The organism is Psychrobacter sp. GP33, assembly GCF_014119005.1.
Taxonomy (GTDB): Bacteria; Pseudomonadota; Gammaproteobacteria; order Pseudomonadales; family Moraxellaceae; genus Psychrobacter.
The window spans coordinates 301,833-314,722 of sequence record NZ_JACGYX010000004.1 but is presented as its reverse complement, the minus strand read 5'-3'; the positions used below and the strand labels follow the sequence as shown (position 1 = coordinate 314,722).

Annotated in this window: 11 protein-coding genes; 3 read left to right on the top strand and 8 right to left on the bottom strand. The window is 41.7% G+C overall.

Annotation, left to right across the window (positions count from 1 at the left end; all coding sequences use genetic code 11):
• Window positions 1–383: 383 nt before the first annotated feature.
• Window positions 384–1,601: a DegT/DnrJ/EryC1/StrS aminotransferase family protein gene (locus tag H2245_RS07755; RefSeq protein WP_182406807.1), complete on the top strand. Its 1,218-nt coding sequence runs from the start codon at window positions 384–386 to the stop codon at window positions 1,599–1,601.
• An 83-nt stretch (window positions 1,602–1,684) separates the two neighbouring features.
• Window positions 1,685–3,154, top strand: coding sequence for a capsule assembly Wzi family protein (locus tag H2245_RS07750; RefSeq protein ID WP_182406806.1), 1,470 nt, complete (start codon window positions 1,685–1,687; stop codon window positions 3,152–3,154).
• 88 nt (window positions 3,155–3,242) lie between these two features.
• On the opposite strand, the gene scpB is transcribed toward H2245_RS07750, so the two are convergent.
• From scpB to mrdA, 8 genes are all read right to left on the bottom strand, one after another.
• Entirely contained in the window at window positions 3,243–3,803 is a 561-nt protein-coding gene (scpB, locus tag H2245_RS07745; protein ID WP_182406805.1) for an SMC-Scp complex subunit ScpB, read from the bottom strand.
• A 71-nt stretch (window positions 3,804–3,874) separates the two neighbouring features.
• Window positions 3,875–4,696 carry a ScpA family protein gene (locus H2245_RS07740; protein WP_182406804.1) on the bottom strand — a complete coding sequence of 274 codons (822 nt, stop codon included), beginning with the start codon at window positions 4,694–4,696 and terminating at the stop codon, window positions 3,875–3,877.
• 32 nt (window positions 4,697–4,728) lie between these two features.
• Window positions 4,729–5,814 (bottom strand): tryptophan--tRNA ligase, encoded by a 1,086-nt coding sequence (gene trpS / locus H2245_RS07735; RefSeq protein ID WP_182406803.1) that lies wholly within the window; start codon window positions 5,812–5,814, stop codon window positions 4,729–4,731.
• Between the two features lie 143 nt (window positions 5,815–5,957).
• Window positions 5,958–7,061 carry a lysophospholipid acyltransferase family protein gene (locus tag H2245_RS07730; protein WP_182406802.1) on the bottom strand — a complete coding sequence of 368 codons (1,104 nt, stop codon included), beginning with the start codon at window positions 7,059–7,061 and terminating at the stop codon, window positions 5,958–5,960.
• A 269-nt stretch (window positions 7,062–7,330) separates the two neighbouring features.
• The gene (gene rpsI, locus H2245_RS07725; protein WP_182406801.1) at window positions 7,331–7,717 is read right to left on the bottom strand and encodes a 30S ribosomal protein S9; all 387 of its coding nucleotides are present in this window, start codon (window positions 7,715–7,717) and stop codon (window positions 7,331–7,333) included.
• A gap of 10 nt (window positions 7,718–7,727) precedes the next feature.
• A complete protein-coding gene (rplM, locus tag H2245_RS07720; protein ID WP_182406800.1) occupies window positions 7,728–8,156 on the bottom strand; it encodes a 50S ribosomal protein L13 in 429 nt (142 codons plus the stop codon).
• A gap of 217 nt (window positions 8,157–8,373) precedes the next feature.
• Entirely contained in the window at window positions 8,374–9,033 is a 660-nt protein-coding gene (rsmD, locus tag H2245_RS07715) for a 16S rRNA (guanine(966)-N(2))-methyltransferase RsmD (protein ID WP_182406799.1), read from the bottom strand.
• A 28-nt stretch (window positions 9,034–9,061) separates the two neighbouring features.
• Window positions 9,062–11,062 (bottom strand): penicillin-binding protein 2, encoded by a 2,001-nt coding sequence (mrdA, locus tag H2245_RS07710; RefSeq protein ID WP_182406798.1) that lies wholly within the window; start codon window positions 11,060–11,062, stop codon window positions 9,062–9,064.
• Between the two features lie 402 nt (window positions 11,063–11,464).
• Between mrdA and H2245_RS07705 the strand changes: the two genes are divergently transcribed.
• The gene (locus tag H2245_RS07705) at window positions 11,465–12,799 is read left to right on the top strand and encodes a hypothetical protein (protein WP_182406797.1); all 1,335 of its coding nucleotides are present in this window, start codon (window positions 11,465–11,467) and stop codon (window positions 12,797–12,799) included.
• Window positions 12,800–12,890 lie beyond the last annotated feature (91 nt).

Sequence of the window (12,890 nt, the reverse complement as noted above, 5' to 3'; positions counted from 1 at the left end):
TGAAAAAATATAAATAAGGTTTTTAAAGTCTAGTGCAATCTATGTTTTATTTTTGGTCTAGAGCCTATTATTGTTGAGTAATTCATGAAATAGGAAGTGACAATTGGACCATTTCTATCAGTAATATATTGTGTGGAAATACTTGTTTAGATGAGTATTCAGCGGCCCTGCCTATACCAGTACAGACGCTACTTCTAAATAGAGCGACTCTGAGTAAATCTTTGTTATTGGTATAAGTGATGAAGTTAATAAAGATATATCGCTTGCAAAAATGGCGGCAGATAATTCTGCTAGTACAATCACCAGAATGTAAATGATAGATGCGCCTCTATTTATTGGTCATTTATCATTACTAATAGTCATTTATACTTATCGAGGTAACCATGCTAAATACTAAATTTTCACCATGGCCAAGTTTTACTCAACAAGAAGCTGATGCCGTCAGCAAAGTTTTATTATCGAATAAAGTGAATTACTGGACAGGACAAGAATGTCGCCAATTTGAGACGGAGTTTGCCGATTGGACAGGAAGCAATTACGCGATTGCTATTGGTAACGGTACTTTATCGTTAGATGTGGCATTGCAAGCACTTGGAGTAGGCGCAGGTGATGAAGTTGTGGTTACGCCACGTACCTTTATTGCTAGTATCTCCTGCATAATAAATGCAGGAGCTACTCCTATCTTTGCAGATGTTGATGAAACGACTGGCAACATCACAGCGGATACGATCAGAGCAGTCTTAACTGATAAGACTAAAGCAATTATCTGTGTACATTTAGCAGGTTGGCCGTGCGATATGGATGCAATGATGGCTCTGGCAGATGAGCATGGCTTATATGTTATTGAAGACTGTGCACAAGCGCATGGTGCTAAATATAAAGGGCGCAGTGTGGGTAGTATTGGTCATATTGGCACTTGGAGCTTTTGTCAGGATAAGATTATGACTACGGGTGGTGAAGGCGGTATGGTTACTACCAATGATGAGCAGCTATGGCGCAAAATGTGGGCATATAAAGATCATGGTAAAAGTTATGCAGCAGTATATGAAACTGATCATCCACCGGGCTATCGTTGGTTACATGAGAGCTTCGGTACCAACTGGCGTATGCTTGAAATGCAAGGAATAATCGGGCGCATTCAGCTTAAACGTATGGATGAATGGACAATGCGACGCACCGAAAATGCACAAATGATCCTAGATGCTTGTGATCAATGGGCAGCTAAAGATTATCTATACGTTCCAAAACCAGAGGAAGTTCCTCAGTATGAAGGTTGTCAGCATGCTTATTACAAACTATATGTTTACGTACAGACTAATAACTTGCCGGAGGATTGGTCACGTGACCGTATCATTAATGAAATTAATAAATTAGACGTACCTTGCTATTCGGGCTCTGCATCTGAAGTATATTTAGAAAAAGCTTTTGATAATACAGGAATGCGTCCAGAGCAAAGGCTGCCTGTAGCTAAGCAACTGGGAGAAACGAGTTTGATGTTTTTAGTTCATCCTACTTTAACTGAACTTGAAATTGAACAGACTGTTGAAGCGATAAACTCAGTATTTTCTAAGTTAGAAAGTGATATTGGAAGTAAGGCGTAAAGATATTTCCTTGCGTAATGAATAATTTATGTTTAAAGTGAGTCATTATTTATCCATTCGCCCCTTAGAGTAAGTGAGTAATCATGTATCAATCAAAAAAAGGTAATTTGCTAATTTGCTTATCTTGTATTGGCATACTATCGTCAGTATCGATGGCAGCAGCTGCGCAGAACCTTTATATGAATGATCTGAAGCTGAAGTCAGAAATTGATTGGTTAAATGCTCAAGGGGTTACTCAAATTAGTACCAGTACATGGCCACTAACTGCTAGTGAAATTGGACGTGGACTTGCAACTGCTGATGTGTCAACGACTGCTCAGCAACAAGTATTACAATCGGTCAAAACCACGGTTGATGCGACTACTAAAACTGGTATTGACGCTGCTCTTGGATTATATGCGCAAACTGATCGCCAGCAGCTGCCTCAGACTTTTGCAGATAATCAGATGGCGAGACAACAAATTACTGCAACAGTGGGGTATACAGATCAGCAGTGGGAAGCTAATTTACAAGCTAATGTGAAGCATGATGATTTGATAGATGATTCTGACGTCAGCTTTGAAGGGTCATATATTGCCGGCACTGCTGCCAACCAATGGCTAATAGCTGGTCAGATTCCTACATGGTGGGGACCTGGAAACGATGGTAGCTTGATTCGAGGAGATGCAAGTCGTCCGGTTGTTGGCGTCACTATGCAACGCGATGAGCAAAAAGCCCCAACATCAAAATATCTTTCTTGGGTAGGACCTTGGCAATATCAATTATTTGGTGGTCAGCTTGATGATTATAAAGCTGTGCCTGAAACCAAGTTATTTGGTATACGAGCAACTGCTGCACCATTACCGTGGTTAGAAGTAGGCGCATCACGTACCTTTATGTGGGGCGGTGAAGGTAGATCGCAAAGCTTTAGCTCATTCTTCGATGCATTAACTGGAACGAGAGATAATAGAGATAATCAAATCCCAGGTGAAGAAGACGGAGACCCTGCTAATCAACTGGCAGGTTTTGATGCGCGGGTGAGTCTCGCGCCTTTAATTAATGTGCCAGGTAGTATTTATGCCCAGTATATAGGCGAAGACGAGGCAGGTGGGCTACCATCTAAAAATATGTATTTGCTTGGTGCCGATTACGCTTCTAGCATTTATGATAAGCCTTACCAGCTCTACGCTGAATATACTGATACGCGTACGGGTGGCGAGGTAAGAGGTATCTCATATAACCATAGTACTTATAAAGATGGTTATTATCAGCAAGGATATCCTTTAGGTTATGGGCTAGGCGGCGATGCTGAAAGCATCGCAGTTGGTAGCAAGGTTTGGCTAAATGAAAAAGATTTTCTGACGACAAAACTACAGTACGCAAAAGTAAATCAATCTGATAAAAAAACCAATCAAAATTTTCCATCAACGGATACTTTAAAAGCTGTTGATGTAGCTTGGTCGCACAAGCTTAAACCTCAAGCATTGATGACTACCAGGTTATGGGCAGTAGATTCAAAAGTAGAATCGACTGAAGTTGGCGCTGCAATAGGACTTGAGTTAAAATATCGGTAATTTATTCTTGTGAGTTTATAGTTAATTAGGTTGTTAAACAAACAGGATTCGCTAAGTTTTTGGCAAATCGTGTTTGTTTATAAGCCAACTAAGAAGTTGCTCTGATTTTCGATAATTCTGGTAATGGCGGTAACTCATTTAAGTGACTTAATCCAAACGCATCTAGAAATTGCGTAGTAGTGTGCAAAAGTGCTGGACGCCCTAAAGTCTCTTTATAACCTTTTTCCACAATCCAGCCTTTATCAAACAGTTGGCGCAAAATGTTGCTTGATAATGTTACGCCACGTATATATTCAATATCACTACGAGTTACTGGTTGCTTATAAGCGATCACACTTAAGGTTTCTAATAACGCTTGGCTTAAACGCTCTTGTCGTTGGGGAAAAATGCGTTGAATCAAAGGGCTATAATGATCGGCGATTTGAAGACGGTAGCCACTTGCAGTTTCATGAAGGCTAAGGACGCTCTCTGTTAAGCGAATTTTTAGTGCCTCTAATGCAAGTTCCAACTCTTGATTAGATAGTAAGAGCTGTTTTTTTAGCATGTTTGCCGTAAGTGGGGATTCTGATGCATGCAGTAGTACTTCGATATGTTTACTTATCTTTTCAATAGATAGTCGGTATTCTTCAGTATTACCTACGTTTGCCATTACAATTTGCTCTTATATAACTATGATGCTTTTATCCTAATATTCTAAATAGACTATAGCTCTAACACGGATTAAGCTAACCATTCTAAGGTTAACTGTTCAAGCGAATCATGTGGTGTATCAGTATTGACCACCGCTATTAATTGGCGCTTAAGCAATTCAAGCACCGCAACAAAACTAACCACTACGCCAACTTTCCCTTGCGATTTATCAAGGAGCTGGTAAAACGAACGCGCCCCTCTATTGCTTAGCTGGCGACTGATGCTGGCAATACGCTCTGACAAAGGCACAATATCTACCTTAATCGTATGCATATGATAATCTGTCTGCAGCTGCATATTTACTAAGCTGTTAATCAGAAGCTCCGGCGAGTAATTGGGAAGCTCCGCAGCCATGACATCCGTACTGGGCAAACTCACCATTGCTAAAAATACGTCGCGCTCAAGACGTACTAGATTGTCCAAGCGCTGGCTGGCTGTCTTAATTTGGGCGTAATCAGTAAGACGTTCGATCAGCTCGGCTTTTGGGTCACGTTCGTCCGCTGACATTTGCGATGTAGGCAGTAATAGCTCAGTTTTAATGGCAATTAAGGTAGACGCCATGAGTAAATAGTCACCCGCCAATTCAAAATGCGCCGTATCGAGCTCGCTAATATATGCCAAATACTGCTCAGTGATGGGCAATATTTGCATTTGAGTCAAATCGACATTGTTCTTTTTAACCAAATAGAGTAAGAAATCTAAGGGTCCGGCAAACTGCTCAAGCCAAATGGCAAAAGCTTGCGGAGGGATATATAAATCCTCCGGCAATTGCTGTACTGGCGTCTGATAAATACGTAATGCTATATCAAGCGTATCGTCAGCCCTAAACTCAGTTGGTCGTTCACGTTGCATGGCGACAGTCTATTATTATTATAAAAAATAATCTATTTTAATTTAGCCAGTGGGCGGATACCAATAGCCCGTCGTGCTTTATCCAACTGTTTACGACTATGACGTCGTGCTTTTTCTGCACCCATTTGCAATATCTCTTCCAACTCTTTTGGATTTGCCATTAATTCTTGATAACGCTCGCGGAATGGGGCAATCTCAGTATTTATTTTTTCAAAAAGCGCTTGCTTAGCATCACCCCAACCAATACCAGCAGCGAATTGCGCACGCATATCAGCGATTTCGTTAGGAGTTGCAAAAGCTTTATAAATCTCAAAAATAGCCGAGTCATCAGGATTTTTTGGCTCAGCAGGCAACTGTGAGTTGGTCACAATTTTCATGATGGCTTTATGCATCTGTTTTTCAGCGCTGACTTGTGGATTTAATTCACCAAATAAGGGGATAGTATTGTTATAGCTTTTACTCATCTTACGTCCATCAAGACCAGTTAATAACGGGATATTATCATCAACTAAGGCTGAAGGTAGAGTGAAAAGGGATTTATATTTATGATTAAAAGTACCGGCTATATCACGTGCCATTTCAATATGCTGAATTTGATCGCGACCAACCGGTACATCGGTAGCATTAAACATCAGAATATCTGCTGCCATAAGTACCGGATAGCCAAATAGCCCCATCGTGATACCTTGATCGGGATCAACATCAGCTTTCTCTGCATTGATATCGACCGCTGCTTTATAAGCGTGCGCCCGATTCATTAGTCCTTTGGCACACGAACAATTTAAAATCCAAGCCAACTCAGATATTTCTGGTACATCCGATTGACGGTAAAAAGTCACGCGCTCAGGATCAAGACCACAGGCAAGCCAAGTTGCGGCAATGGCTTTAGTAGATTCATGAATAATAGTAGGGTCATAACAGCCGATAATACCGTGATAATCCGCTAAAAAGAAAAATGCTTCATCCGTACTGTTGTGAATAGATTCGATAGCCGGACGAATAGCGCCAACGTAATTACCCAAATGCAAGGTGCCAGTTGGTTTAATGCCCGTTAAAATACGCTTGGCTACAGTCTTAGAAGATTGATTTGAAGGGGCGGTACTCACGATATCTGTCATGAAAAATCCATTAGTATTTTTATTAAGAGGTTATAAAAAAGGCAAGTTAGGGGTACGAGATAGTCGCTGAAGAGTATAGCAAATTTGCAGCTTCGCTGATATCCTTTCGCTACTATTGAACCATTTATAGCGCATTATTATTATCAATTATAGGTATCTGTGCGACCATGGGAACCATTTTTAAAACGTCGATGAAACCACATCCACTGGGTAGGATCAATGCGTATCAACCCTTCTAACAGTTCGTTAATACGCGTGGCATCGGCAACTTCATCAGAAGTAGGGTAATTATCCAGTGCTGGCGTAATGGTCAGATGGTAATGGGGACGCTTGCCTTTTGGCAGACTATCTGGCGTTTGCCGATAGGTATGCAAAGCCATAATAGCTGGTGGGTGCTCTTTACTGCCCAGTTTTGCCAGTCGTCTTGGCGCGGTAATGGTCGCAGCAGGTACACCAAAAAATGGTGCCATCACCCCTTGTTTCAGACCGTAATCTTGATCGGGCGAATACCAAATCACATGCCGAGCTTTAATAGAGCTGACTAAGCTTCGCATGTCGCGACTGGATATTTGCTTGCCCATGATACTGGTGCGACCATTATAAATAAACCAATCTAATAGGGAGTTATTCTGCGGACGATACATACCATCCATTGGAAAAAACTGAGTACAGAACATACCGCCTAGGTCTAGCATCGTATAATGAGCACCCAACAAGATAACTGCGCGACCGTCATTTTGTGCATTAATAATATGCTGTAATCCAGAAATAGACACTGTGCGGGTAAAGACATTGGGTCGAAACCAGGCACATAAGGTCTCAAAGACACCAATCCCTTGATTAACAAACACTTGCTTTGCCATCAGCTCACGCTCAGCTTCAGGCTTCTCAGGAAACGCCAAGCTCAGGTTAATAAGCGTGTCACGTCTTCTTGATCCTACTATTTTATAAATACCTATACCGAGCTGGCGACCTAACCAAAATTGCCAATGTAACGGTAGCAGTATTAATGGCAAAATAATCGCTAATAAAAGCCAAATCCCCCAGTATTTAGGCAGCAAAAAGTGCCATTGAAAAGGCTTTTTAACAGCTTCTGCCGTTCGTTTATGCGTTTCTGTAATCGTAGGTGTGCCAACGGGTAGCGCAGGTGATTGGTTATGCGTACCTTGATGATTAGGCGAAATTGGTGAAGATTTAATATCTTGCTTAGAATGAGGACGGGGATCGTATTGCTCAGGGGGTTTCATGATAATAACTAATAGTAAAGAGTTACTATGATGATGGGGCAGCCTGTATAAATTTGCAAGGTGATTTTACAATGCTACTTGCTTACCTATAAAGCTTTCTAGTATTAAAATTATATTGTAGATAGTAAGTGACAAGTAACAAGATATAAAAAAACCTTATAAGTACTAGTGCACTTATAAGGTTTTGCAAAACAATTAACTTAATTAGTCTTATAGCTGAACGTGTCAAATAATAACGACAGCCATAAGGCAATAAGTTACCGTTTTGATTAACGTTTCGAGAACTGAGGACGTTTACGTGCTTTACGTAGACCCAATTTCTTACGTTCAACTTGACGTGAGTCACGAGTAACAAAGCCAGCTGCTTTTAGTGCAGGTTTGTTAGTTTCATCAAGCTCAATCAATGCACGCGTGATGCCGTGACGGATTGCGCCAGCTTGACCACTAATACCACCACCTTTTACAGTGATGTAAAGGTCATAAGCAGTAGGTGTATCAAGTAATTCTAAAGGCTGACGAACAACCATGCGCGACGTTTCGCGGCTGAAGTATTCGTCAAGTGGTTTGCCGTTAACAACAATGCTACCAGTACCTTTCGCTAAAAAGACACGAGCGGTAGAAGTCTTACGACGACCAGTTCCGTAATTGCGTTCCATAAGTGTATCCTTAGATGTCTAGTTCTTTAGGTTGCTGAGCTTCATGTGGATGTTCGGTACCCGCATAAAGTTTTAGCTTCTTGATCATCGCGTAGCCAAGAGGACCTTTAGGAAGCATACCCTTAACCGCTTTGTGTAGAACATCTTCAGGCTTATGTGCAATCAGCTTAGTGAAGTTGGTTTCTTTAATACCGCCTGGGTAGCCACTGTGACGATAGTATTTTTTATCTTGCGCTTTTTTACCCGTTACTGCGATTTTTTCAGCATTGATGACGACAATGAAGTCACCAGTGTCAACGTGCGGGGTATAGTTGGTCTTATGCTTGCCACGTAAGCGACTAGCAATTTGAGTGGCTAAGCGACCAAGGGTTTTGCCGTCAGCATCGACGACGAACCAGTCATGGGTCACTTCAGCTGGTTTTGCACTAAGTGTTTTCATGATAAAACCTTAAATTTAAAATTCGTTGAGAGTTTGTCTGGGAACGGGGCTCTCAAAAAACAGACTGCACATTATAAGCAGTAGCGCCTACGCTTGCAAGCTGCATCGGGGTTTATTTTCGCCTACTGACTATTAAATAATAATGTATAGCAGGTTTTTTTAGTGATTTTTGTGTCTTAAAGGCTTTTATAGACTATTAAAAATAATAGCCGCTCAATTATGACGAGGTTAGCCGATAAAGTCCAGCAACAACTTGCCCAACTTTAGTATGTTTAATACAATCAAAAGTTGTTAATCCTTGGGCAGATAACGTGTCCTGTAATAATACAGCCAGCTCAGCAAGTGGCTGTGTCAATTCTTTATCTGCTTCTAAATAAATAAGCGTATCGGCGTTGATTAACGCGCGGCTAATCAGCGCAGTCAAAATAGGTTGCCAAAGATCTTGGGCATAGGGAGGGTCAATAAAGATGATATTAAATGGTGTGTTTATACTCGCATTTTGCTCTAAAACCTGTTCCGCTGCGCCATAAATAATCTTATAGCTATTAGGTTCAAGACGCAGTTGCTCGCCACTTTGGTTAAGCTGCTCAGCTTGGAGTCGATTGGCTTCAATAAAAGTGCAGTGTGCCGCGCCACGTGATAAAGCTTCAAAGCCCAGTACGCCGCTACCAGCGCAGCTGTCGAGTACACGCGCATCATGAATGTCCATCAATAACCAGTTAAAAATGGTTTCACGGAGGCGATCGGGCGTCGGGCGTAAACCATTAGCGTCAATAAAGCTCACGGTGCGACGTTTATGTTGTCCGCCAATAATACGCACCTGGCTAACTGCATTTTTCTTGCTGTTCTTGCTTGATGAAGCTGATAATTTTTTCATAATGTTTATACTATTTTTAGGCAATTTTTTAAGATGGAATTGGCGTGGTTGTTGTTTTTTCTTTAAGCGCTTTTTCTTCCATTGCTTTCTTTTCTATAGCATCTTCTTGATCGCGAAGAGCATCATGATGCGCCTTGTCTAGTGCTTTTTGGCGTTTGATTGCTTTTAGTTCACTGTCTGTAGGCGGTAAAATAGGGTCAATGTGTCGCTGCATTACCCAATAGTCAAACAGCGCGCGACCAATTGGTGCGGCAACAACACTACCACCGCCACCATTTTCTACCAATACAGAGAGGGCAATTTGTGGATTGTCTACTGGAGCAAAGCCATTAAACCAAGCATGATCCCAATGGCGCTTATCGAGAGCGGCTTTATTATAACTTTTACCTTGAGCAATAGATTTTACCTGTGCCGTTCCTGTCTTACCGGCAATACGATAATCTGAGGTATAAATGCGTCGCCCCGTACCTTGTTTGACGACATTTTCCATCGTCTCTTGCATTCGTGTCCAGTCCTCATCGTCGCCATCATAGTCAAGTTTGCCATCTGGTTTTTTGATAATGTTGACGGGAGCCGCGCCTTTACTGTTCTTTAATAGATGTGGTGTAATTTTATAGCCTTTATTGGCAGTAATGGCAGTGGCTTTGGCAATCTGTAACGGCGTTGCTAGAAAATACCCTTGTCCAATACTGACCGAAATAGTTTCACCTGGAAGCCAATCGGTACCATAGCTGTCTTTCTTCCATTTAGGCGAGGGCATAATACCAGCTTTTTCATTAGGTAAGTCGATACCTGTCTTTTCACCAAAACCAAAGCGCACCATCCAATCATGTAAGCGCTGAATGCCCATCTCATATGCTAATTTATAGTAATAAGTATCCACGGACATGACGATAGATTTGGTCATATTAACCGTGCCATGACCGCCTTTTTTCCAGTCACGGAATCGATGCGAGTTGCCCGGTAGGCTAAAATAACCTGGGTCAAAAATAGTAGTATTCCAAGTGCGCAAACCATAGTGCAGACCACCCATTGCTTCAAAAGGCTTGATAGTCGAGCCGGGCGGATACATACCTTGTAGAGCGCGGTTATATAACGGCTGATCGAGGTCTTCACGCAGCTCGCCATAATCTTTAAACGAGATACCAGAGATAAAAGGGTTTGGGTCATAGCTTGGGTTACTAACAAAAGCCAATACGTCGCCTGTTTGTGGATCAATCGCTACAATTGCGCCACGACGTCCGGCAAGCTGCTGCTGGGCAACCATTTGTAAGCCGTAATCTAAACTTAAGGTAATATCATTACCAGCGATGGGTGCTTTGGTATCCAACTGCCGTAACAGATTTCCGTGCGCATCGGTTTCTACCGCTTTATGCCCGGGCTGTCCCAATAAAATATCTTCGTAAAAGGCTTCAATACCAATTTTACCGATAAGATCAGTGCCGCCATAACGTTCTTTATCAATCTCTTTACTTTCTTTATCATTAATGCGCCCGACATAACCAATCACATGGGCGAACAGCTCATCATAAGGATAGGTTCGGGTCAGTTTACTTTCTATAGTCACACCATGAAAAAATGGCTGGCGTTCACTAAACTGTGCCAATTGTGCATCGGTGACATCAATTTTAATGGTCACCGGATCATTTTTTTTGCTTTGCTTTAACCTTGCCAATATATTAACAATGTCTTCATCAGTTAAGTCAAAAATAGGCGCAAGTAAGGTTAAAGTGCGCTCAGGATCTTCAGCTTCATCGGGATTCAGCATAGCGGTAAATACCGGCTGATTGTCCGCCAGTAAAATACCATTACGGTCGTAAATATAGCCGCGACTGGGCGGTGACGATATCAGCTTAGTGCGGTTATTATTGGCTTGGGTTTTATATTTGTCATGGGCGACTACTTGCAAGTAGCTATAGCGCAGTATCAACACCGCTAGACCGGCGAAAATAAGCAGCCCAAGTATAATAATGCGATGGGTAAAAATACGGTCAATCTGATCAGTATCGGGAGATATCGGTTTATTCATGTAAAGTTGTTACCAAAGCGCAGGCTGTATAGAGAATGGCAGTCAGTGCGATAAAAAGAAGCGAAATTATAACGGATACATCCTTAAAAGAATGATGCGATGATAATTATAGCAGAACATGGGTATAACAAAACACAAGCTAAAGCGACAAGTACAGCCTAGAAAAATGGTCACGTTTATCAATTACGATTAATACTGTATGGATAAGAAGCCATAGTGCAGATGAAAAACATTAAAATACTGAACAGTGTTTTTATCATGAAGGGTAGTATGTGCTAATAAATAGCAAGTATGTTAAAATTGGACGTTTTTATTGACCACAGCTATCCTCGTTCATTTGACGTTTATAGGTGGCTTCTATATTAAATAATAATACTCGTTAAGTTAGGGGCAAAAAGAGTCATGGTGGCAACTTCAATATGGCAGACGCTTGCTGAGCATCCAGAGTTTTTTGCCATGCTGACCATTCCGCCAGTGACCGCATTTGTGACGTGGGTACATGTATGGATGGCGCTCAAGATGCTGTTTTATCCGATTAAATTTCGTGGTATTCGCATCAAAGGCTTTCCTTTTTTTGGTTTACCAGGTATTGGCTGGCAAGGTATCGTGCCGCGCAAAGCGGGTAAGATATCGGGCGTTATTGTCGATCAGACACTCTCAAAACTGGGTTCGCTCGATGAGTTTTTTCAAGCGATGGAACCTGCACAGATGGCGAGCTTCATTACCGATACGGTAGATGAAAACCTTGAGGCGTTGATTGATGAGATTATGCTGGAGCGCTCAGAGACGCTGTGGGGTAATATTCCTTATGCACTGAAACGGCGAATATATAAGCAAGCGCATGAAGCGTTGCCGGAAATGATGCAGGCGCTAGTGACTGATTTAACTTATCATGTCGAAGAGTTGGTCGATATGCGCCAAATGATTGTCAATAAGATGGAAAGTGACCGTCGTTTGATGGTGAATATGTTCTTGAAAGTGGGACAAAAAGAGATTGATTTTATATGGCACATTAGTGCTTTGATTGGACTCATTTTTGGTGTTATCCAGATGTTTATCTTTCTGGTAGTGCCAGCGCATTGGACGGTGCCATTTTTTGCTGCTATTTGGGGTTTTTTGACCAATTGGATTGCTATTTGGATGGTCTTTAATCCGGTTGAGCCGCGCTATATCCGCTATATTCAGTTTTTTACCCGTGTGTCTGGTTTTCCGTTTATAAAGTTGCAATTGCCGCATATCACTCGCTTTCGCTGGCAAGGTGGTTTTATGAAGCGTCAAGAGGAAGTGTCTGAGGTTTTTGCAGAGATAGTAGTGACTGATTTAGTTACGTTAGAAAACATCATGAATGAGATGATGTACGGTGAAAGGGCAGCACAGACGCGCGAGTTAATGAAGTCGCATCTGTATCAAGTGTTGGAGTCGCCAGTCGTGAAGACCACATTGCGTATGAGCTTAGGTCGTCGTGAGTTTGGGCAATTGAAAAACACGATTATTGATAAGTCAATCACGGCAACGATGGTGCCTTTACGTGACCCTGAGCTGAATGAGAGCCGCGCCAGTAAAATATTTGGGCTGTTTCGGGATCGTATTCGTGCGTTATCACCTAATGAATTTCAAAACTTATTGCGTCCTGCGTTTCAAGAAGATGAGATGACACTGATTGTATTGGGTGGCTTAACTGGATTTTTGGCAGGTTGGTTACATCTTATATTGGTGTTTTTTCCAGCCATGCAGTAGGGTGTTTTCTGAGTAGGTTTTTATTTAAAATACATATGCAAAGTGCATACAGCACAGATACACCGCTGCAATAAAATATCGGTAATGTACA